This window comes from Kribbella sp. NPDC104218, from assembly GCF_055584105.1.
The window spans coordinates 239,138-260,921 of sequence record NZ_JBVJMQ010000004.1 but is presented as its reverse complement, the minus strand read 5'-3'; the positions used below and the strand labels follow the sequence as shown (position 1 = coordinate 260,921).

The window sequence follows — 21,784 nt, the reverse complement described above, 5'->3', positions numbered from 1 at the left end:
GACCCCGCAAGGGCGACCGGCCTCTCTTTGCGTTCAGACGACCTGCGGTGACTCCTGGTCGGCCTCGGCCACGGGCGCCGGGACGGGCAGCTCACCCGGCGCCGCGTCGATGGTCTGCGGCGCCGGCAGCCGCAGGTAGGCCAGCCGGGCCGCCTCCTGCCGGCCGCGGGTGATCGCGTCCAGGACGTAGCCGACGGTCAGCACCAGGATCGCGACCAGACCGATCGTCGAGGCCAGGATCGCGGTCGGGAACCGCGGGACCAGGCCGGTGTCCAGATACTCCGCGATCACCGGGACGCCGAGGATCAGCGAGACCACGCCGAACACCGCGGCCAGGATGCCGTGGAACAGCGTCGGCCGCTCCAGCCGGGTGACGCTCAGGATCCAGCGCAGGATGCGCGTGCCGTCGCGGTAGGTGCGCAGCTTGCTCTCTCCGCCGGTCGGGCGCTCCTTGTAGCCGATCGCGAGCTCGGCCACCGGCACCCGCAGGTGCAGCGAGTGGATGGTCAGCTCGGTCTCGATCTCGAACTCCTGCGCGAGCGCCGGGAACGACTTCACGTAGCGCCGCGAGAAGACCCGGTAGCCGCTCAGCATGTCGGTGATCTGCCGGCCGAACAGCGCGCCGACCGTGCCGGTCAGCACCCGGTTGCCCAGGGTGTGGCCCGGCCGGTACGCCTCTTCGTTGGTGTGCTTGCGGACGCCGACGACGTGGTCGTAGGGCCCCTGCAGCAGCACCCGGACCAGGTCGCCCGCACGGGAGGCGTCGTACGTGTCGTCGCCGTCGATCAGCACGTACACATCGGCGTCGACGTCGGAGAACGCCCGCCGGACGACGTTGCCCTTACCCTTGCGGGCCTCGTGGCGCACGATCGCGCCGGCCGCGCGGGCCAGCGCCGCGGTGTCGTCGGTCGAGTTGTTGTCGTAGACGTAGATGCTGGCCGTCGGCAGCGCGGCGCGCAGCTCGGTCACCACCTTGGTCACCGCGACGGCCTCGTTGTAACAAGGCACGATCACGGCGATGTCGACGCCGGAGAACTCCTGCGGGTTACCCATGGTTTCCTTGGTTCCTTAACTCGCGGCAGGCTTCAGCCAGGTGCCGAGCACCGCACTGGACATGGTTCCGTCGTGGACGGCCCGGACGTACTCCGGACCCCGGACGGCCACCGCGCGAGCGGCCTCCCGGTCGGCGACCAGCTGCTCCACGACAGCGCCGATCGTGGTCGGGTCGGCGGGCACGATCGGCAGGTCGCGCCCGGTGACGGACTGGACGTGCTTGCGCACGCCTTCGTCGACGTTGACGACGACCACCCGGCCGGCCGCCATCGCCTCACAGGCGGTCACGCTGTACGGGCCGAGCACGAACTGCTCGAGCACGATGTCGGCGGCCGCCATCGCCGCCGGCATCTCCTCGCTCGGGATGTCGGTCAGCCGGCGGTACTCGATCAGGCCCCGGTCGTGCAGCGGCTGCATGGCCGCCTCGACGTACTCGGTGCCCTTGAAGCGGGGGTTGGTCGGCGCGTGCAGCACGATCGGCCGCTCGCGCTCCATCACCGGCTGGTCGTTGGCCCAGCGCTCCGGCTCGATGACGACCGGCAGCCACTTGGCGCCCGGGACGTCGACGAGCAGGTCCGGCGTGGAGACGAAGGTGGGGCCCTCGAAGGTGTTGAACAGCGTGCCCTCGCGCTTGGCCTGCGCCTCCAGCCGGACGAAGAAGTCGTCCCGCTCGTGGAAGGGCGACCACTCGTGCGTCTCGGCGTGCCGGCTGGGCAGGCGGACGTCGGAGCCGTGCGCGACCAGGCCGACGTTGACGCCCGCCGCCTGCAGCGTCTTCACGTCGCCGACGGCGTTCCGGGCGAACCGGGTACCGAAGACGGGCCGGCCGGCCTCGATCAGCACGTGGGTGTAGGCACCCCCGGTCAGGTACTCGACCTGCCGGTCCTGCCAGACGCGGTCGTCCAGCAGCTCGCGCTCCACCTCGAGGTCGGCCGGGAACCGGTACGCGCCGCCGGCGTACTGCATGTTCCTGGCCTGGACGCCGTCCAGGTGCCGCTCGGCCGCCCGGGCCCAGGTCGTCCCCTGGCCGGCGAAGTTCGCCGGGCCGACGAACAGCCGGATCTCGGCGTCCGGCGCCTTCGGGTTCGGCGGCAGGGCGGCCTCCCGGCGCTTGCGGTCGACGTTCGCGGCCAGCGTCTTGCCGCTCTCGCTGACGGCACGCTTGCCACGCCCGAGGAGCTTGCGAGCCGGGCCCGGGAGCATCGCGAGCACACGGGAGCGCGCCGTCTTGCGTCCGGGAGAAACAGGGGAACCCATGGTTGTGGTGCTGACCTTCCTGCTGACGAGTCGACCGGCGAAGGCGTGAACGCGACGGTCACCGAGGAGGTTACCCGGATATCAGGTCTGCCACTGGACCAGAATGCCGCCACGGGAGATCACGCCGTGGTCGAGGAGTTCGAATAGGCGTGGCGGACCCATTGTGCCGTGTCAGGCCGAGAACAGGAGTATCAGCCCTCCGGTGGTGTAGGCGACCATGACGACCAGGAGCGGGATCTGGCCGGCCAGAGCGCGGTTTCGGGGGAAGAGCGCCACTGCCCGATCGTGCGCCGAGATGACGCCCAGGAGGTGCCCGACGACGACAGCGCAGACCTGGATGGTCGAGACCGCAGTGGTGTGGTTGGTGATCTCGGCGTTCACTCCGTTCAGGCCGGTGCCGAAAACGTTCCAGCCGCGGCTCAGCGGGTCGCTGAGCTGGTTGATCGTGCGCTGGCCTTCCAGGATCAGCAGGGTGAGGTAGTGCGCTACGACATAGCCGAGGACGATCGGGACCACCGAGTGCGCGAACAGGCCAGGAAGTTTGGTGCGAGAGCTGTCGGACATCCTCCCCGCTAGGACCGTGGCCGCGGAGTAGGTGACCAGAACGAACAGCACGAAGCCAGCAAGCGCCAGTGTGCCGAGGAGGGTCTCCGAGTAGCCGGAGTCTTGCGACCAGGCGATCCAGCGGCTCGACCGGGAAAAGCCGTCGTACGCCGTGGAGCCGAGCAGTGCGGCGACCAAACCGACCAAACCGGGTTTCGGCGTCAGCGTGTCGAGGTTCTCCAGTGGACGCCGTACAACGAGGACTCCGTCGTTCCGGCGACCCCACGGGGCCAGCTTGGCCATCAGCGTCGCGTAGGCCTCGAACGGATCAGCCGCGGCGAACCAGCGGTCTCCGAACAGGACCGCGCCGAACAGCACGAAAACGACGTACAGCGACAGCCAGGCCTGGAGGACTGTCAGCGTCGCCCGGTCCGGCGCTACCAACTCCAGCCAGGCAAAGGCGAAGATCCCGGCGGTAGCCGGCCAGAGTCCGACTTTCGGGGAGAACTCGAGCAAACCGCGCCGCGGGTCGTGCCGCAGCGCTTTGCAGATCAGAAGGTGCAGAGTGCGCAGTGGGTTGAGGGTGCGCCAGACCGGACCGAGAACGAGCGACACCGGAACCAGACCGACCCAGACCAAGATGTAGACGACACCGAAGATCGGGTTCGTCAGTCGGTCCACTCCAGCCACCAGCGCCAGTCCGGCCCACAGAAACGCGGCCAGGCCGAGCAGGCGCACAGTCCAGCGCAGCCAGGCCGAATCGATCGCAGTGCGCAGTACTACGGGCAGCGGCGTACCACTCTGGGCACCGCGGTACTTCGGGCTTCGCCAGGCGACCGCGAGGATCACGAACGACAGCGCGATCGCGACCCCCGCACCGGTCACTGCGAACCCGAACGGGATCGGCAGGTCCTGACGACCGCCGATCCCATGCAGAGGCAGTTGCATCAGGACACCTGCAACTTGAACACGAGTTTGCCGCTCTCGTGCGTCTCGACCTCGAAGATGCCCTTGTCGCCGGTCTTGAAGGTCACCGAGGCCGATTTGCCCGGCTTCAGGTCGAGCGTCTCGTCGTAGCCGTGGACGTGCAGTGAATCGGCGGCGTCGCTGACCGCGGTGATCTGCACGGTCTGGCCGCTCTTCGCCTTCACCAATGCACCCCCGCTGCTGCTGACCTTTCCTCCCGCGATGGTCACGTCGACAGTGACGTCGGCGGCCGGCTTCGGCGTACTCGCCGGAGTGCTGGGCGGCGTGGTGGCTGGGATGGTCGGCGGAGTCGAGACCGGCGCACTGGTGGGGGCGGGCGGCGGGGTGCTGGTCGGTGTACCGGAGCCGGCGGGCTCCTCAGAGCCGCAGCCAGCCAGAACGAGGGTGAGCAGGGCAGCGGCAGCTACGCCGCGAAGTGACAGCCGCATGACGGCTTCCTTCCGGAAAGGCACGCAGGAATGCGTGAATCGAGTGAGGTCAGCGCGAGGAACAGCTGACTGTCACGTCCGGAGGATGCAGAGCCGAGTCAGATCAGGTGGGTCCGGCAAGACGGCGCGGTGCTGGAACAGCTGCAGGACTGGAGCCTGGAGCGGCGCGTCACCGAAACGCAGCCGGGACAGCACGACGCCGAGGCCCAGCAGCAGCACAGATCCGAACAGCAACGCCGCCCACGGCACCTGCAGGTGGGCGCCCGTCTCCACGCCCAGTGTGATCGGAGCGACCATGGCGACCTGTTCCAGCCGCTCTATGGCGCCATGCGCGTCGAGCGGCAGCGCGATCGCTGTTGAGACGGTCAGCGCGGTCTCGGCAGGCTCTGGCCGGGCGTCGGCGCTGTGCAGAGCGAACAGGCCTAGCAGCGCACCCAGGATCACCAGGGAGCGCAGTAGCTGCGACCGTGCCACGTCTGCCATCAGAAGGCAGAGTACCGGGTCGGGCACACCGAGTGAGACGGTTGTCGATCGCGGCGACGCGGTGCGACACTGGCGTCATCACACGCCGTGAACCGAGCAGGTGGGGACCTGGTGAGCTCGGTGGCGCCGGTCAAGGGGGACAAGAGGTGGCAGGACGCGGGCGGGCGGTCATGCCCATTGCAGTGTTGTTGATGGCGCTGTGCGCCGCAGGGTGCTCCAGCGCAGTCGGTTCGACGTACGTCGGCGACGAACCGATCACTCCGGTCCCAGCGACGACGGCCAAGAGCCGTACGCCGCAGTCGGCCGGGAGAGCGGCGACGGACTGTTCGAAGTCGACAGTCCGGTTACCAGCCGTTTCCGCTGTCGACGGCGTCCGGCTGGAGGCCGCCACCGATCCGACCCGGACGACGTTGCTGTTGAAGAACACCGGCAACCTGGCGGTGCTCGTCGTCCCGGATGGGAAGTGGAGCACGCGGGTGCTCCCAGCGTCGTTCGCGAACCCTTCGGACACCGCTTCGCAGACGGCGCTGATCGCCGTCAACAAGAGCGGCATCCTGAACCCGCAGGAGCTACCGAGCCGCGTGCCACCGTCGCAGGCGCTCATCCTGCCGCCGCAGTGGGCGGTCTGTGGGCTCTCCGACAACGTCGGTGAGATCGCCGGGCTGCGCTACCTCCGGGAGAAGACGGCGAGCGCGGAGTACTTCGTGCTGAAGGCGCTGGCCGACCAGGTGGTCGCGGTGAAGACGCCGTCGGCGAGCAAGTTCGACGCCGGGATGCTGCGGTGTGCCAAGGCCACCCGCCAGCTCCTGAAGGAGCGCGTGGACCTGCAGGACATCGAGTTCTATGCGGAGCTGCTCAAACGGGACAGTCCGTGTCAGAAGGCGTTCACCAGCCTGATGCCCAGTGACACGGCCGCACAGCGGGCCATGGCCCAGGCGCTGAGCCGGCTGGAGCGGGTACCGCATCTCCTGGAGAACACTCCGCTGCTGGACGCGCACGCGAGCACCTGAGCCAGGGTGCCCTCCGGGGCCGATCAGGGTGATCCTCAACTGTGTGACCGGCCGTTTCGCGCGAGACTGGTGTCAACCAGTTCACACTCGGAGGAAACAGGACATGTTCGGCTTCATCATCGCGGGACTCATCATCGGCGCGCTGGCGCGGCTGTTCACCCCAGGCAAGCAGCGGCTCGGCCTGCTCGCCACTCTGCTGCTCGGCCTGGCCGGCTCCGTGATCGGCGGCACGATCGCCAACCTGCTCGGCACCGGCGGCATCTTTGAGCTCAACATCCTCGGCTTCATCGCCGCGGTCATCGCGTCGGTGCTGCTGGTCGGCACCGCCGAGAAGCTGTCTGCCCGCAACAAGAGCTGAACGCTCAGCGGTCCTCGCCCGCGAACGCCGGGCGCGGACTGCGGCCCACCGGTTGCGCCGGTCGCTCCAGCAGCGGCCGGCGCTTCTCGAGCGTTCTGGTCACCGGTGTGCCCTTGGTGACGGTCAGCTCCTCCCCCGCGTGCTGGAAGGTGATGCTGGCGTCGTCACCGTCGCGGACCGTGTAGGTGACCGCTCCGGAGTCGATGTCGACCGTCAGCCGCACGCTCTGCCAGCGGATCGAGAAGCACAGCTTCGTCAGCCCCTGAGGTAGCGCCGGGTCGAACGACAGACAGCCGTCGCGATCCCGCAGTCCGCCGAAACCGGCGACCAGCGCCATCCAGGCGCCGCCCAGCGATGCCATGTGCAGGCCGTCGCCGGTGTTGTGGTGGAGGTCGCGCAGGTCGATCAACGCGGCCTCATAGGCGTAGTCGTACGCCAGGTCCAGATGGCCGACCTCGGCGGCCATCACTGCCTGGACACAGGCGGACAGCGACGAGTCCCGTACGGTCAGCCGCTCGTAGTACTCGAAGTTCCGGGCTTTCTCCTCGGCGGTGAAGGCGTCTCCACACCAATAGGTCGCCAGCACCAGGTCGGATTGCTTGATCACCTGTTTGCGGTAGAGCTGGAAGTACGGCGCGTGCAGCATCAGTGGGTACTTGTCCCGGTACGCCTCGAAGTCCCAGTCGGCGTAGCCAGTGAAACCTTCGGACTGCGGGTGGACGCCGAGCTCTTCGTCGTACGGGATGTAGACGGCCGCTGCAGCGTCCCGCCAGGCCGCCTCCTCCTCGCTGTCGACGCCAAGCGTCCTGGCGGTGCTCGGGAAGCGTGCGGTCAGCTCAGCGGCCGCCCGCAGGTTCCGCGCGGCCATCAGGTTGGTGAACACGTTGTCGTCGGCAACTGCGCTGTACTCGTCCGGACCGGTCACACCGGGCAGATGCCAACAGCCGTGCCGGTCGTGGTGGCCCAGAGAGATCCACAGCCGAGCTGTCTCGATCAGCAGCTCCAGACCGACCTCTTCGATGAACTGATCGTCGCCCGTCGCCCGGTGGTACCGCATCACGGCCTCAGCGATGTCGGCGTTGATGTGGAACGCCGCCGTCCCGGCCGGCCAGTAGCCGGAGCACTCCTGGCCCCGGATGGTGCGCCAGGGGAAGGCCGAGCCGCGTAGTCCTAGTACCTCCGCGCGTTCCTTGGCCAAGCCGAGCGTCGAGTGCCGCCATCGCAGCGCGTCGGCCGCCGCGTCCGGCATCGTGTAGGTCAGCACTGGCAGGACGAAGCCCTCGGTGTCCCAGAACGTGTGCCCGTCGTACCCCGCTCCGGTCAGGCCCTTGGACGGAATCGCTCGCCGCTCCGCGCGCGCACCCGCTTGCAGCACGTGGAAGAGCGCGAACCGAACCGCCTGCTGTAACTCGGGGTGCCCCTGGACTTCGACGTCCGCACCGTCCCAGAAGTCGTCCAGGAACTCGGCCTGCTGTTTCACGAGCCCGTCCCAGCCGGAGAATCGCGCACTGGACAGCCCTGCGGCCACCTGGTCCCGGATGGCTGTTTCCGAGCGCAGACTCGACCAGCCATAGGACAGGTACTTCACCACCCGGAGCTTCTCGCCCGGCTGCAGCTGGCAGATCACTGTGGTGCGGGCCCAGTCCTCCCGCACGTCCTGGTCCATTGCGAACCGGGTGGGCGCTTCGACCTCGTGAGTCATCGCTGCGGCCATCAGCTGCTTGCTCTGTGTCGTGCGGTGCAGCAACACGATGCCGTTGTCGCCGCCGTCATGGCTGACCGGTTTGAGCGGGTTGTCCAAGACAGCCGCCACCCGCGGGTCGTCCGAGAGCTTCGGCTGCGTTTCGTTCGCCACTAGTTCGGACTGGATCACGAACCGGGCCGGCTGGTCGACCGCCTCGACTGTGTACTCGATCGCGGCCACTGCGCGTTGGGTGAGCGACACCAGCCGCCGACTGGTGACCCGGATCCGTTTACCTGCCGGAGAGGTCCAATCGACGTCACGTTCCAGCAGACCGGTCCGGAAGTCGAGGGACCGCTCGTGCCGGGTCAGATAGCCGTACCGGACGTCGAACGGCGAGTCGTCAACCAGCAGCCGGATCAGCTTGCCATTGGTGACATCCACGAGCGTCTGCCCGGACTCCGGGTAGCCATAGCCCGCTTCGGCGTACGGGAGTGGGCGCGCCTCGTAGAACGAGTTCAGGTACGTGCCTGGGATCGCGTAGGGCTCGCCCTCGTCCAAGTTGCCGCGCAGGCCGATGTGTCCGTTGGACAGCGCGAACAGCGACTCTGACTGCGCCAGGTCGTCCAACGCCAGCCGGGTCTCGCGCAACCGCCACGGCTCAACAGGGTGGTGTCCACGATCCGTCATCGGCTCACTCCGTCCAGCAGCTCAGCCAAGTCCTGTACGACGACGTCCGCCCCGTGAGCGCGTAGCTCAGCGGCTTGGCCGACCCGGTCGACACCTACGACCTGGCCGAAGCCGCCAGCCCGGCCGGCGGCCACACCGGCCAGTGCGTCCTCGAAAACGACCGCCTCGGTCGGGTCGGCACCAAACCGGCGTGCTGCGGCCAGAAAGGTGTCCGGGGCCGGTTTGCCTTTCAGACCGTCGGTCCGGATCGTCACGCCGTCCACGATCTCCTCGACGTACTGCGCGAGCCCGGTGACGGTGAGCACCTCGCGAGTGTTCGCACTCGATGAGACGACCGCACGTCGCAGCCCGGCCGCTGCGGCACTCTGGAGGTACCGGCGGGAGCCCTCGAAGACATGTACGCCGTCGGTGCGGATGCGCTGCTGGACCGCCTCGTTCTTGCGGTTGCCGAGCCCGCTGACGGTTTCCGCACTCGGCGGGTCGTCAGGTGCGCCCTCCGGCAGGACGATCCCGCGTGCGGTCAGAAAGTCGCGGACGCCGTCCATCCGCGGTTTGCCGTCGACATAGGCGTCGTACTCGTGCCGCGCGTCGAACGGCCGGAACGGCCCGCCGGTCCGCTCGGCGTAGCCCCGGAGGAACTCGTCGAACATCTCTTTCCAGGCGGCAGCGTGCACGGCCGCGGTGTCGGTGAGCACTCCGTCCAGATCGAACAGACAGACCCGGATCCCCGGCGGCAGTCCCAGCATCTCCACCCTCTCGCGTCGCGGGCGTTCGCCACCACAGTAACCACGCACCGGTGACGAAAACGCCACCTGTGCGATGACAGGCCGATTACCGTGGCCGCGCAAGTGCGGCGCCGGGGGACGCCGCACTTGCCAGGAGTGGGTCAGGGGTAGTTCACGACGTAGCGCTGCTGGGTTGCCGTGTTGGCCGTGCCGCCGGTGTTGTTGATGACGTTGGAGATGGTGCCTACGCCACCGAGGGAGACGGAGACGAGGCCGTGGAAACGGACTCCGGGGGTGTCGGGGACTTCGAACGAGCGGGTGGCGACGATGGAGTTGTTGGGACTGAAGAAGCAGTAGCTGCCGACGCCCCACGCCTCATGGTTGGTGACGTTGTCGGCGACCTTGTACGCCGCCCAGCCCTGAGTGCCGCCGCCGCTGGACCAGGCTGCCTGGTTGGGGACGTCGTACGGGAACTCGTTCTGGTAGAAGTACGTGCGGCCGCCGTTGCCGTTCCAGATGGTCTCGTACTCCTGGTAGTGCTCGACGAACAGGCCGTACATGGTCACGTTGTTGCCGTTGACGACCAGTCCGTTGGCTGCGGTGTTCACATCCCAGCCGACACCTTCGCCGTGGTCACCGCGCCACAGCCAGAGGTGATCGCCGATGACGTCGTTGCTGTTGACTCGGAGGCTCACTGTCGCCTTACCGACGTGTGCACCGCCGACGCGGACGAAGACGTCGTGCAGGGACGTCGGGTTCGCCGCGTGGCTCGCTGTGGAGCCCTGCGCGCCGATCTCGACCAGCACTGGTGAGTTCACCGGGCCGGCGTCGACGAGGATGCCGGCCAGCTTGACGCCGTCCACGTCAGCGACGCTGATCGCTGCTTTGCCGGTGTCGGGGATCAGGGTGGCCAGTCCGAGGCCGAGTACGACGGTGTTGGCCCGGTTCACCCGGATCGTGTCGTTGAGGTGGTAGATCCCCGGTGTGAAGAGCAGATGCTTGCCCTGGTCCAGTGCGGCGTTGATGGTGTCGACGGTCGCACCGGGCTTGACGACGAAGAAGTCGGCCAGGCTGATCGAGGTGCCGGCGGCTGGGCCGTTGGACCAGCTGGTACCGGAGGAGTTCGTCCGCAGCGCCGGTACGAACACGTTGTAGTTGCCGGCTGCATCGAAGTACAGGAAGGGCTTCTCGCGGACCTTCGGGGTCTGGCCGACCACTGTGTGCGAGGGGTTCGGGAAGTTCTGCTGCGGGGCGCCGTTGGTGCCGACGAACACCATGTTCCAGACGGAGCCGCTCCACGAGCCGAACTCCGAGTTCCGCGAGAACCACTGCTGCTGCGATCCGGAGACGACTCTGTTGTCGATCTTGGTGTCCGCGAACAGACCGCCGCTGGCCCAGCCGTCGCCGCCGTTCCACAGCTGCACCTCCGGCGCAGCCTTCAAGTGCATCCGCCGGTACGGCGCAGCCTGCGAAACCGCCCAGCGCTCGATCTGGCCAGGTGGCGTGGTCACTGCGAGGTTCTCGGCCGCACGCCAGAAGTTCTGCGTCGCGTTGCCCTTGTTGTTCGGGTTATCGCCCTGCTGCAGCCAGTCCGCCTCGACCCGGACGTGGCCGTTCAGGTTGACGTCGTCCGGCGACAGTCCGAGCCCAGCGACCTGGGTGTAGAAGCCTAGGTTCACGTCGGCGTTGTACGTGCCTGGCTTCCAGAGCACGGCGTACCGCTGGGTGCCGAACTGGTTCGTGTGCATCTCGGTGGCGATCTGGTCCAGCTTGTTCTGCATAGCTGTTTGCGAGCTGCCGGGTCCGTAGACGAAGACGTTCGGGCCGAAGTCCGGATTGCGTGGGTCAGTGGGCGACACCACGGGACCGGCGCCGTCTGCGGTGCGCACTGCGACCTCCCAGAGCGAGTATCCCCAGCCGGTGGCCCGCTGCGTGCCGGTGATCCGCACGTAGCGGCCGCTGCCAGCGACGTCGAGTGTCTGCGTACCGCCGGTACCGGTCGTCGTCGAGTAGACCTCGGTCCACGCCGAGGCGTTGTCCGACACCTCGATCCGGAAGGCCTTCCCGTACGCCGTCTCCCAGGTCAGCACGACCTGGCACACGCTGACCTTCGCGCCCAGATCGATCTGCAACCACTGCGGATCGGAGAAAGCGCTCCCCCAGCGCGTTCCCGGGTTGCCGTCGACCGCGGCCGCGGCCGGTACGCCGGCGTTCTCGCTGGACGACGCCGTGACCGGACGATTGGCCGCGGCATTCGCCGTACCGCAGGCAGCCGCGCGGTCTTGCTGAACAGTGCTGGCCGGAGCCGTACGAGGCCCGGCAACGGCGTCACCAGCGCCGAGGCCGGCCACCGCCATCGAAAGCGCGGCAAGACCGCGGAGAACCATCAAAGAACGCGCACGCAGGCGCGACGACACATCCATGGGCGACACCAATCAGGAGGGCGGGAGAAGGTCCGAGAGAGCGCTCTCTCAGAGAGTGGCTCCGCCCCGGACCCCTGTCAAGGGAACGTTCCCTCACACCGGTTCCGGAACTTCCCGCACCACAACCCATCCCCTACCCCGAGCAACCCCAATAGATGCCCCAAGCAACCACCGGCGTCCCCCGCGTTCGCCGTCGGCGGCCGGGCCGTTCCCCTGGCGCGCATAGGCGGCGGCCGCGATGGAGCTTCCGCAAGCCGCTTCCCGTCGAGCAGGCGCTGGCGGGTGAGAGTGAGTCGCCGCGAGCCGCCTCCTCCTAATGCAGGTCTAAGCAACCACCGGCGTCCCGCGCGTTTGCCGTCGGCGGCCGGGGCGTCCGCCTGGCGCGGGTGGGCGGCGGCCGCGATGGAGTTGCGGTAGGCCGATTCCCCGGCCGTGGGAGCTGACGGGCGTGGGTGGGCGCCGTGAGTCGCCTCGGCGGGGTGCGGGCCCTTGGCAATCATTGGCGTCTGTTGCGTTTGCCGTTGGCGGCCGGGGCGTTCGCCTGGCGCGGGTGGGCGGCGGCCGTGATGGAGTTGGTGTAAGCCGCTTCCCGTAGTGGGGAGCTGGCGCGTGTTGGCGGGGCGCCCGCGTGTTCGGCTGAGCGTCGGTTGTACGGCGGCCCGGCACTTCCGCTGGTCGACCGGGGACGGTGGAGGCCGCGTGTACGGCGGGTGGGCAGGTCGGTGTGTGTTCGGCGGGGGTGGGGTGGCGCTTGGCTGGGCGGGGGGCGACGGGTGCCGGGTGGAGTGGGGTGGGTTAGGCGGTTTCTCGGGGGATTAGGTGGGGGTCGAAGATGGTGGAGGTGGGTGGGGTTTGGGGGGTGGTCAGGTGGGTTAGGAGGAGGGTGGTCATTTGGGCGGCCATGGCTTCTACGGGTTGGGAGATGGTGGTGAGGCGGGGGCGGGTGAGGCGGGCTGGTTGGGAGTCGTCGAAGCCGATGAGGGCTACGTCGTGGGGGACGGCGCGGCCGGCGTCGCGGAGGACGCGGAGGGCGCCGACGGCCATCAGGTCGTTGGCGGCGAAGACGCCGTCGAGGTCGGGGGTCTGGGCGAGGAGTTCGGCCATGGCTTGTTCGCCGCTCTCGGCGGTGAAGTTGCCGCGGGCAACGTGAACGTAGGGGATGCCGCGGCGCTGGAGAGCGCGCTGGAAACCGGCGAGGCGGTCGATGGCGGCGGGGAGGTCGGCCGGGCCGGCGATGGTGGCGATGCGGCTGCAGCCGCGGTCGGCGAGGCAGTCGGCGGCCAAGGCGCCGCCGACGTCGTTGCCCACGTCGACGAAGCTGATCGGGACCATCGAGGACGGCCGGGCGAACAGGACGGCCGGGACGCCGGCGTCGACGAAGAGCTGCGGGAGCGGGTCGTTCGGGTGGGTGGAGACCAGTAGTGCGCCGTCGGCTTCGCGGCGGGCGACGTCCAGCGCGTCGCGGCGGGCCTTTTCGGAGTCGGCGAGCAGCACGGTCGCGCGCATCCCCCGATCGCGCAGGCAGGTCACGACGCCGCCGGTGATCCGCCCGAAGAACGGATCGGCGAAGACCTGCTCTGCGGAGCCGTCGGAGCCGGACATGACGAGGGCGACCGTCCCCGTCCGGCGGTTGACGAGTGTGCGGGCGGCGGCGTTCGGGAGGTAGCCGGTGGCGGCGATCGCGTCGTGGACGCGCAGCCGCAACGCCGGATCGACCGTGCCGACGTCGTTGACCACGCGCGACGCCGTGGCGCGCGAAACGCCCGCCGCCTTGGCGACGTCCTCCAAGGTCGGCGTCCGCCGCGGCGTCTGAGCTGGTGTCTTCGTCATCGCTGTGGATCGTATCTCTGACACTCGCCCCTGCCTCCAAAGTTATCCACAGGGTGCGGCGGCCCCAGGTGGTGGGCCGCCGCACCAGCACGTGGACGGATCAGCGTTTGTAGATCCCGAACTCGTAGAGCGAGTACCCCCAACCGGTTCCGCGGGCGGTCCCGGTCAGCCGGACGTACCGCCCGGTCCCGCCGGTGGTGATGTCGTCGACATCGCCGTTACCGGCAGCGGTGTTGTAGAGCGCTCTCCAGGCGTTCCCGTCGTCGGACACCTCGATCCGGTACTCGCGGGCAAACGCTCCCTCCCAGATCAGCTGGATCCGGTCGAACGACGTCACCTGCCCCAGATCGACCTGCACCCACTGCGGGTCGGCCCAATCGCTGGCCCACCGGGTCGTGTTGTTCCCGTCCGTCACGTTGGACGGCGGGAACGGCGCGCCCGGCCCGACCTGCTGGTACGACGACGCTGTCGCCGTCCGGCCGCGGGCGATGTTGGTCCCTTCGACCGGCGGTGCGACCGTCCGGAACGAGCGGGTCTCGATGCTGACGTGCCCACGCCCGTCCCGGACGTAGTCGTACAGCTTCCAGACTCCGAGCCGCTGCGGCACGGTCACCGTGAACGGCCCGCTCCCGGACGACGGCGTCCCGACCAGCGCGCCGCTGCCGTCGATGTACTTCCCACCGACCTTGAACTCGTGAGAGAGCGCGTCCCCGTCCGGATCACTGGCCGCGACGTTGACCGAGATCGTCCCGCCGGCCGGGACGTCGGTCGTCCGGCTGAGCGTCATCCCGGTGATCACCGGCGGCGTGTTCCCGCCGCCCGGACCGCCGAAGGCCTGCCGGATCGCGTACCAGGACAGGCTCTTCTGGTTCCCCGGCGTGATGTTGAACCACACCGCGCCGAAGTCGTCCTCCGACCCGTAGTGGAACAAGGTCGCCCCGAGCGCGACCCCGGCGTGCCCGGTGACGCAGTTCCAGGCCTGCAGGTACCCGTCGCGCTTCTGCAGGTCGGTCGGCTGGTTCGGGACGCCGTTCGCGTCGTTCGGCACCTCCCACTCGCCGGCCGGACCGCCCTCGGTCAGGATGTACGGCTTGGTGTAGCCGCCGTCGATCCAGTCCTGCTTCACGCGGCAGACGTTGCCGTACGAGTTGACCGCGAGCAGGTCGAGGTCCGGCGAGTACTGCTTGTAGTACGGCCAGGCGCCGGTCCACGCGTCGGTCGAGGTGACCGGGTGGTTCGGGTCGATCGCGTGGATCGCCTTGGCGCCCTCGTTGACGAACTTCGCGTACTCGATGCGCTGCTGCTCCAGCTCGGCGCCGGAGTAGCAGTTCTGCAGGCCGAGCACGGACTCGTTGCCGACGTTCCAGAGCAGCAAGCCCTGGTTGTCCTTGTACTCCGTCGCCCAGCGCCGGATCTCGCCGAGCATCGTCGTCTTGTAGCTGGTGTCGGTCACGTAGTTCACGCAGCCGCCGCTCCCAGGCCCCCCACCGGGCTGAAGCCAGAAGCCCGCGACCACGCGCATCCCGTTCGCGGCCGCCGCGTCGAACAGCGGCTTCGAGCTCGCGTCGGTCCCCCACGTGCGAACGGTGTTGACGCCGATCGCCTTCAGCTCGGGTAGCCGCTGCGCGGCCTCGGTCGCCGGCGGGCCCCAGGTCAGGCCCTTCACGGTCCACGGCGCGTTGTTCACCAGGAGCTGCCAGTTGCCCTGACTGCCGGCGACCCGGACGGTCCCGTTCCCCGGCGGCGGACCGGTGTCGCCCGGCGTACCGAAGACCTTGAACTCGAACAGCGAGATGCCGTAGCCGTTGGCCCGGGCGGTGCCGAAGATGCGGATGTGTTGGCCGCTGCCGCTCACGTTCAGCGTCTCGGTGCCGCCCCGGCCGGTCGTCGTGCTGTAGATCGGGTTCCATTGCCGGCCGTCGGCCGAGACCTCGATGCGGTAGCCGGTCGCGTACGCCGCCTCCCACTGCAGGACGACCTGCTCGATGGTCGCGGTGGCGCCGAGATCGACCGCGAGCCATTGGTTGTCGGCCCACTCGCTGGACCATCGGGTGTTCGCGTCACCGTCGACCGCGGCCGACGGCGGCGTACCGGCGCCCTCGCTGGTCAGCGCGGTCGCGGTTTTACCTTGGGACAACAGGGTCGCAGCCTGCGCGGGGACGGCCGACACCACCAGGTTGCCGAGCGCCACCAACGCCACCGCGACCAGCGCGGCCGTCGTCGAACGCCGTCGCCGGCGGGAACGGAGAGCGGGCAAGAGCTTCATCGGGCGGTACTCCTTCAGCGGGAGTTCAGCGGGAGAGAGACTGAGAGAGCGCTCTCTCGCGGAGTGATCGTGGCCGCTCCCGAAGACCCTTGTCAATGCCTCGCAACGCCGATCTCACGCTCAGCTGGTTCCGGAACCACAGAGGGTTGACACCGCGGGAGCCCCGGATCATGGTGTCTCAGAGAGCGCTCTCCCGCGATCCCGACCGCGGGCTGCCCCACCCCCCTGTGACGTCGACGCCCGCGGACATCCCCCGATCCCAGGAGGAGCTCCGTGTTCTCCCGACGCAAGAAAGTCCTGTACGCCGGCGGCACCGTCGTCGGCGTGATCGCCACCGTGCTGACCGCCCTGGCCGGCGCGTCCGCCCATGCCGCCGACGAGGTGACCCACCACGAGTTCCAGGTCAACTGCACCGTCAACCACCGCGCCGGCGACGACCCGATCGTGTTCCCGAACATGCCGGGCGCGTCCCACGACCACAGTTTCGTCGGCAACCGAACGACGAACGCCGCCACCACCCTGAACAGCCTGAACGCCGCCGGACCGTACGCGACCACCTGCCTGAACCCCGACGACCTGTCGGCGTACTGGTGGCCGACGATGTTCCGCGGTAACGATCCGGTGGCCCAGACCTGGCACCAGACCATCTACTACAAATCCGGCATCCTCGACTACACCAAGGTCCGTCCGTTCCCGCCGGGGATCCGGTACGTCGTCGGCAGCCCGACCGCCACCCAGGAGGACTTCCGCACCTCCCCCGGCGCCGTCGAGGGCTGGGAGTGCGGCGACAGCGCCCACAACTGGGACTTCCCGGCCAACTGCCCGGCGGGCACCCAGCTCAACATCCGCTACCAGGCCCCGAGCTGCTGGAACGGCCGCGACCTGGACACCCCCGACCACAAGAGCCACATGGCCTACCCGGTCAACGGCGCCTGCCCGGCGTCGCACCCGAACCCCGTCCCGATGCTCGAGTTCAAGATCGCGTTCCCGGCCGACGGGGACGTGACCAACGTCCGATTGGCCAGCGGCCGCGGCTACTCCTGGCATTACGACTTCTTCAACGCGTGGGACGAACCGACCCTCGCTGCCCTGGTGAGCCACTGCATCAACGGTGGCCTGCAGTGCAACTCACGCGGCTACGACCTCTACAAACCGCACCGGGGCCAGGTCCTCGGCGACAACTATCGGCTGCCCGGGCGCCCCTGACCCGGCGGCCGCACCACCCCTAGCCGCCCGCGGTGCCCGGGATCGGGCAGACCCGGCACCGCGGGCCACGTTGCCATCCGCAACAAACTCCGATGAAACGTTCGGCCCCTTTCCCGCGATAGGAACTCTGGGAGGGGGTGATCCGGCATGTGCGAAGTGACCCGCCGGTTGTTGGCGCTGCTACGCCTGTTGGAGACGGACCGCGGTCGGTCCGGCGTCGTCGACGACGACGTGATGCTGGACACCCATTTCGGTGTCCAATCGGTGGAGTTCCCGGCCGAGCGCTACTGAAGCCGACTCACGGCTCAGTCCTCGGCGGGCTCCCCCGCATCACACCGCCAGTACCCGCAGAAGTAGATCCGGTCCTTCGCGATCCCCCGGTCGTTGACCAGATGCCGCCGGACGCCGGTCGCCAGCCCCGACTCACCGGCCGCCCACACGTACGGCGTCCCCGCGGGGAACTCCAGCGACCGCAACGCCGCCAGCACACGCAGGTTCCGGACGCCGGCGCCCCGGTGCACCCAGGTCGCCGGCAACGCCAGCTCGACCTCGTCCGAAGCGTCCTCGACCTCCAGCAGCGCCGTCACCGGCAGCCCCTCCGGCACCTGCTCCAGGATCGCCGCGATCGCCGGCAACGCCGACTCGTCACCGACGAGCAGCACCCAGTCGGTGTCGACCGGCGGCAGGTAGTCCGCCCCGTCACTCAGCACACCCAACTTGTCACCCGGCCGGACATGCTCGGCGAACGACGACCCCGGCCCGGCCGAAGCGCCCGATCCGTGCAGCACGAAGTCGATGTCGAGCTCACCCTGCGTACGATCCAGCCGACGTACGGTGTAGTTGCGGACGACGGGTCGCGTCGCCTCGGGCATCGACGTCAGCTCGGGCCACCAGTTCGTCGTCACCGGCAGCGTGAGCTCGTCGACGACGCCGTTCGGCAGGAAGATCCGGACCAGCTGATCCGGCCCGTCGTAGGCGAACCGGCGCAGCTCGGTGCTCGCGACCGTGATCCGCGCCATCCGCGGTGTCAGCCGCCGCACGTCGGTGACAGTGGCCAGCATCGGGGTCTGGTCGCCCATCCGGATCTCCTCACAATTCCCCACGAACCGATTCCAAGTTAGGTTAGCCTAACCAACCGATCGAGCGAAGTGAGCGCCGATGACCGCCGCGATCCTGCTGCCTGACGACACCCTGCACCGCCGGCAGTTCCTGACGGTCACCGCGGGTGTCACCGCCTCGCTACTGACCGCCTGCGGAGCCGACGACGGCGCTCCGGCGCCCGCGGCCCGGCGTACGGTCGCGACCGACAAGGGCCCGGTCGAGGTGCCGTTGGTCGCCCAGCGGGTGGTCTGCGCCGACTTCTACGGCGCCTTCGCCGTGGTCGACCTCGGCATGATCCCGATCGCCGCCGCCGGCACCGGGTACGCCGACACCGGCGCGCGCTACGCGCCGAAGCTCAAGGGCGTCACGCTGATCGGCGACTTCACCGAGCCGAACCCGGAGAAGGTCGCGGCCGCCGGGCCGGACCTGATCCTGCGCACGATCGACACCGACGACGCCCTCTACCGGCAGCTCAGCGCGATCGCGCCGACCGTGGTGATCAGCTTCCAGCAGCTCAGGCTCCCGGACGTCGCCGTCCGCTGCGGCGAAGTCCTCGGCCGCAAACCGCAGGCTGACGCTCTGCTGAGCCTCTACCGCCAGCGCTGCGACGAGCTCAAGACCAAGTACGCCGACACACTCGCCCGACGCTCGTTCACCTTCGCCCAAGCCGCCTCCGACTCGACGTTCTGGACGCTCGGCAAGGCCTGGACCGACACGCAGGTCCTGCTGGACTGCGGCGTCCGCCTGGCCACGCCGTCCGCGACGCAGGCCAAGGCGACCCAGGAGTACTCGACCGAACGCCTCGGCGTCCTCCAGGACAGCGACGTACTGCTGATCCCGGCCGGTCCCGACGGCAAGACCGCCGCGCCGGACAACGCGCCGCTGACCGGCAGCCCGTTGTGGAAGACCCTGCCCGCGGTCCGAGCCGGCCGTGTCTACCCGGTGATTTCCGGTGCGTCCTCGCTCGGCAACGCGCTCGAACTCGTCGACCGGCTGGACGTCGTCCTCGGCGAACTCCAGGAGGCCTGACATGCGAGTACAACTGGGCGCCACCCAGGAGACGTTGCTGATCCCGCTCTACGGCCGCGCGGTCGAGACCCGGAAGAAGCGCCCGCTGGTCGCGGACCCGAAGGCCGTCGAGATGGTCGCGGCGATCGACTACGACTTCGCCAAGTTCGACGGCGGCCGGAGCCTGGTCGGGTCGGTGCTGCGCGGGATGATCTTCGACCACTACGTGGCCGCGTTCCTCAGCGACCACCCGGGCGGCACCGTGGTCGAGATCGGCGCCGGGCTGAACACCCGCTTCGATCGGCTCGACAACGGCCGCTGTCACTGGATCGACCTCGATCTGCCGGACTCGATGGCGCTGCGCCGGCAGTTCTTCCCGCCGAGCGCGCGCAACCAGCAGGTCGCGGGCTCGGTCCTCGACACCGACTGGCTCGAGATCGTCGAGCAGCACCCCGGGCCGTACTTCTTCGTCGCGGAGGCGGTCTTCCTCTACCTCGAACAGGACGACGTCCGCCGCGTCGTCGAGCAGCTCGGCGCGGCGTTCCCGGGGTCGCGGATCGCCTTCGACACCGCCGGCCGCGCGATGGTCGACACCCAGCGCACCCACGACGCCCTGAAACACATGGACGCCAAGTTCGACTGGGTCTGCGACGACCCGCGCACGCTCGAGCCGTGGGGCCTGCGCCTGCTCGACTCCCGCAGCCTCGCCCAACAGCCGACCCGCAACCAGCTCCCCTTCACCTACCGCGCGCTACTCCCGCTGATCGGCCTCAGCGCGCGAGCCAAGACCTACCGGATGAACCTCTTCACCCTCCGCTGACCCCGGGCCGACGAACGGGTAGTAGTCGGGGCCGCCGCCAACCTCCAGGCGTAGGCGGCGGCCCGCGCGACCACCTCTACCCGTCCGTGCGTACAGCTCCGCGGGCGGCCGCGACCTCAAGACCGCGGGGTGAGTCGGGGAAGCGGGTGAGCATCGCCGCCAGCTCATCGGCCTCGACGTTGGCGCCGAAGGCCTCGGTGCCGGGTTCGAGGCGGACGCCGTCGGCGAGGACGCCGGCCCGGACCGGATCGAAGCCGAGGTCGTCGACGATCCGCGCGGCCTCGGCCGCTTCGGCATCCGGCCCGGCGACGGCGATCGCCTTGCGGCCGGGGGCGCCGGCGGGCAGCGCGCCGTCCTCGAGATCGTGATAGCCCATGTGGTTGAACGCCTTCACCACTCGCGACGACGGCAGGAACGCCTGGATCAGCTCGGACGACGACGTCCGCGGATCGGTCAGGTCGTCGCGGATCCCGTCGACCTCCCACCAGTAGTTCATCGCGTCGATCACGAGTTTGCCGGTCAGCTCCGCCGCGGGGATCGTCCGGTACTTGCCGAGCGGCAGCGCCAGGATCACCACGTCGGCCCGGCGGACCGCCTCGACCGCGGTGGTCGCGACCGCGCCCGGCGTGACCACCTCGACGATCAGCGCGATCTTGGCCACGTCGCCCGAGCCCGCGATCAGCACCGGGTACCCGGCCCGCACCGCGAGCCGGGCCAGCACCGTACCGACCTTCCCGGCGCCGAGAATCGCCAGTGTCGGTTTGGCCGCGAAGCTCATGCCAGCAACTCCCGGACCATCGGGATCACCTTGCTGCCGTAGAGCTCGACGGCGTGCAGCCGGTCGGCGCCCGGGATCGCGCCGTTGGAGTAGATCAGGTCGAAGCGGCCGACCCCGAGCGACTTGATCGCCCCGGCGATCCGGCGCGCCACGGTCTCCGGCGACCCGACGTACATCGAGCCGTTGGCCACCTCGGAGTCGAACTCCGCGCGCTTGATCGGCGGCCAGCCGCGGAGCGCGCCGATCCGGTCCCGCATCACCTTGTAGTGCGGGTAATACAGCTCCTTGGCGGCTTCGTCGGTGTCGGCGATGAACCCCGGCGAATGCACCCCGACCGCCTGCGGCGTCGTCCCGAACTGCTCCGCGGCCCGGCGGTACAGGTCGAGGTACGGCGCGAACCGGTCCGGCGAGCCGCCGATGATCGCGAGCATCAACGGCAGCCCGTAGAACGCCGTCCGGACGACGGACTGCGGCGACCCGCCGACGCCGACCCAGGTCTTCAGCCCGGACTCGGTCTTCGGGAAGACGTCGGCGTCCTCCAGCCCGGCCCGGACCGTACCGCTCCAGGTCACCGGCTTCTCCTCGAGCAGCCGCGCGAACAGCTGCAGCTTCTCCTCGAAGAGCACCTCGTAGTCGGCCAGGTCGTAGCCGAACAGCGGGAACGACTCGGTGAACGAGCCGCGCCCGAGGATCACCTCGGCCCGCCCGTTCGAGAGCGCGTCGACAGTCGCGAACCGCTGGAAGACCCGGACCGGGTCGTCCGAGCTCAGCACCGTCACGCCGGAGCCGAGCTTGATCCGCGAGGTCTTCCCGGCGATCCCGGCCAGCACCGTCTCCGGCGTCGAGATCGAGTACTCCGGCCGGTGGTGCTCACCCAGCGCGATCGCGTCCACGCCGAGCTCGTCGGCCAGCACGGCCTCCTCGACCACCTGCCGAATCGCCGCCGCATACGACACCGGCTCCCCGTTCGGCCCGTTCGGCACATCCCCGAACGTGTCCAGCCCGAACTCCAGCCCGCTCATCCGACACTCCCTCTCGTCCCAAGTCCACCGTAAGTCTAGGTTGACACGTCAACGCCAAACAAACCGGCTTCATTCCAGGACGACGGGAACGGACGACGGGAGCGGGACGACGGCC

At 69.0% G+C, this 21,784-nt stretch carries 19 protein-coding genes; 6 read left to right on the top strand and 13 right to left on the bottom strand.

Annotated features, from left to right (window positions below; translation table 11 throughout):
* Positions 1-33: 33 nt before the first annotated feature.
* The 5 genes from ACZ6ZD_RS32240 to ACZ6ZD_RS32220 all read right to left on the bottom strand — a co-directional run bounded on the left by ACZ6ZD_RS32240 (position 34) and on the right by ACZ6ZD_RS32220 (position 4,751).
* Positions 34-1,053: a glycosyltransferase gene (locus ACZ6ZD_RS32240; RefSeq protein ID WP_465677765.1), complete on the bottom strand. Its 1,020-nt coding sequence runs from the start codon at positions 1,051-1,053 to the stop codon at positions 34-36.
* A 15-nt stretch (positions 1,054-1,068) separates the two neighbouring features.
* Positions 1,069-2,310, bottom strand: coding sequence for a hypothetical protein (locus ACZ6ZD_RS32235; protein WP_465677763.1), 1,242 nt, complete (start codon positions 2,308-2,310; stop codon positions 1,069-1,071).
* Between the two features lie 171 nt (positions 2,311-2,481).
* Positions 2,482-3,801 carry a hypothetical protein gene (locus tag ACZ6ZD_RS32230; RefSeq protein WP_465677761.1) on the bottom strand — a complete coding sequence of 440 codons (1,320 nt, stop codon included), beginning with the start codon at positions 3,799-3,801 and terminating at the stop codon, positions 2,482-2,484.
* Complete coding sequence (locus tag ACZ6ZD_RS32225; RefSeq protein ID WP_465677759.1) at positions 3,801-4,268, bottom strand: cupredoxin domain-containing protein; 468 nt, start codon at positions 4,266-4,268, stop codon at positions 3,801-3,803. Before ACZ6ZD_RS32225 ends, ACZ6ZD_RS32230 begins: the two co-directional genes overlap by 1 nt.
* A gap of 72 nt (positions 4,269-4,340) precedes the next feature.
* Positions 4,341-4,751, bottom strand: a complete 411-nt coding sequence (locus ACZ6ZD_RS32220) for a hypothetical protein (protein WP_465677757.1) — start codon at positions 4,749-4,751, stop codon at positions 4,341-4,343.
* Between the two features lie 170 nt (positions 4,752-4,921).
* Between ACZ6ZD_RS32220 and ACZ6ZD_RS32215 the strand changes: the two genes are divergently transcribed.
* A complete protein-coding gene (locus ACZ6ZD_RS32215; protein WP_465677755.1) occupies positions 4,922-5,761 on the top strand; it encodes a hypothetical protein in 840 nt (279 codons plus the stop codon).
* A 103-nt stretch (positions 5,762-5,864) separates the two neighbouring features.
* A complete protein-coding gene (locus ACZ6ZD_RS32210) occupies positions 5,865-6,119 on the top strand; it encodes a GlsB/YeaQ/YmgE family stress response membrane protein (RefSeq protein WP_171679213.1) in 255 nt (84 codons plus the stop codon).
* Between the two features lie 4 nt (positions 6,120-6,123).
* Here the strand turns inward: ACZ6ZD_RS32210 and ACZ6ZD_RS32205 are convergent, their stop codons facing one another.
* The 5 genes from ACZ6ZD_RS32205 to ACZ6ZD_RS32185 form a co-directional block, all read right to left on the bottom strand.
* Entirely contained in the window at positions 6,124-8,490 is a 2,367-nt protein-coding gene (locus ACZ6ZD_RS32205) for a glycoside hydrolase family 65 protein (protein ID WP_465677753.1), read from the bottom strand.
* Positions 8,487-9,236: a beta-phosphoglucomutase family hydrolase gene (locus tag ACZ6ZD_RS32200; protein WP_465677751.1), complete on the bottom strand. Its 750-nt coding sequence runs from the start codon at positions 9,234-9,236 to the stop codon at positions 8,487-8,489. The genes ACZ6ZD_RS32205 and ACZ6ZD_RS32200 overlap by 4 nt, the downstream gene beginning before the upstream one ends.
* A 140-nt stretch (positions 9,237-9,376) precedes the next feature.
* A complete protein-coding gene (locus ACZ6ZD_RS32195) occupies positions 9,377-11,638 on the bottom strand; it encodes a discoidin domain-containing protein (protein ID WP_465677749.1) in 2,262 nt (753 codons plus the stop codon).
* Between the two features lie 795 nt (positions 11,639-12,433).
* On the bottom strand, positions 12,434-13,468 hold the full coding sequence (locus ACZ6ZD_RS32190) for a LacI family DNA-binding transcriptional regulator (RefSeq protein ID WP_465677747.1): 1,035 nt from the start codon (positions 13,466-13,468) through the stop codon (positions 12,434-12,436).
* A gap of 100 nt (positions 13,469-13,568) precedes the next feature.
* Entirely contained in the window at positions 13,569-15,734 is a 2,166-nt protein-coding gene (locus ACZ6ZD_RS32185; RefSeq protein ID WP_465677745.1) for a discoidin domain-containing protein, read from the bottom strand.
* Between the two features lie 273 nt (positions 15,735-16,007).
* Between ACZ6ZD_RS32185 and ACZ6ZD_RS32180 the strand changes: the two genes are divergently transcribed.
* Positions 16,008-16,940, top strand: coding sequence for a DUF1996 domain-containing protein (locus ACZ6ZD_RS32180; RefSeq protein WP_465677743.1), 933 nt, complete (start codon positions 16,008-16,010; stop codon positions 16,938-16,940).
* 147 nt (positions 16,941-17,087) lie between these two features.
* Positions 17,088-17,231 carry a hypothetical protein gene (locus ACZ6ZD_RS32175; protein ID WP_465677741.1) on the top strand — a complete coding sequence of 48 codons (144 nt, stop codon included), beginning with the start codon at positions 17,088-17,090 and terminating at the stop codon, positions 17,229-17,231.
* 14 nt (positions 17,232-17,245) lie between these two features.
* On the opposite strand, the gene ACZ6ZD_RS32170 is transcribed toward ACZ6ZD_RS32175, so the two are convergent.
* On the bottom strand, positions 17,246-18,019 hold the full coding sequence (locus ACZ6ZD_RS32170; RefSeq protein ID WP_465677739.1) for a siderophore-interacting protein: 774 nt from the start codon (positions 18,017-18,019) through the stop codon (positions 17,246-17,248).
* A 79-nt stretch (positions 18,020-18,098) separates the two neighbouring features.
* On the opposite strand from ACZ6ZD_RS32170, the gene ACZ6ZD_RS32165 reads away from it, so the two are divergent.
* Both ACZ6ZD_RS32165 and ACZ6ZD_RS32160 read left to right on the top strand, forming a co-directional pair.
* On the top strand, positions 18,099-19,070 hold the full coding sequence (locus ACZ6ZD_RS32165; protein WP_465677737.1) for an ABC transporter substrate-binding protein: 972 nt from the start codon (positions 18,099-18,101) through the stop codon (positions 19,068-19,070).
* Between the two features lies 1 nt (position 19,071).
* Entirely contained in the window at positions 19,072-19,869 is a 798-nt protein-coding gene (locus ACZ6ZD_RS32160; protein WP_465677735.1) for a class I SAM-dependent methyltransferase, read from the top strand.
* A 76-nt stretch (positions 19,870-19,945) separates the two neighbouring features.
* Here ACZ6ZD_RS32160 and ACZ6ZD_RS32155 read toward each other — a convergent pair whose 3' ends face one another.
* Entirely contained in the window at positions 19,946-20,647 is a 702-nt protein-coding gene (locus tag ACZ6ZD_RS32155; RefSeq protein WP_465677733.1) for an NADPH-dependent F420 reductase, read from the bottom strand.
* Positions 20,644-21,669, bottom strand: coding sequence for an LLM class flavin-dependent oxidoreductase (locus tag ACZ6ZD_RS32150; protein WP_465677731.1), 1,026 nt, complete (start codon positions 21,667-21,669; stop codon positions 20,644-20,646). The genes ACZ6ZD_RS32155 and ACZ6ZD_RS32150 overlap by 4 nt, the downstream gene beginning before the upstream one ends.
* Positions 21,670-21,784 lie beyond the last annotated feature (115 nt).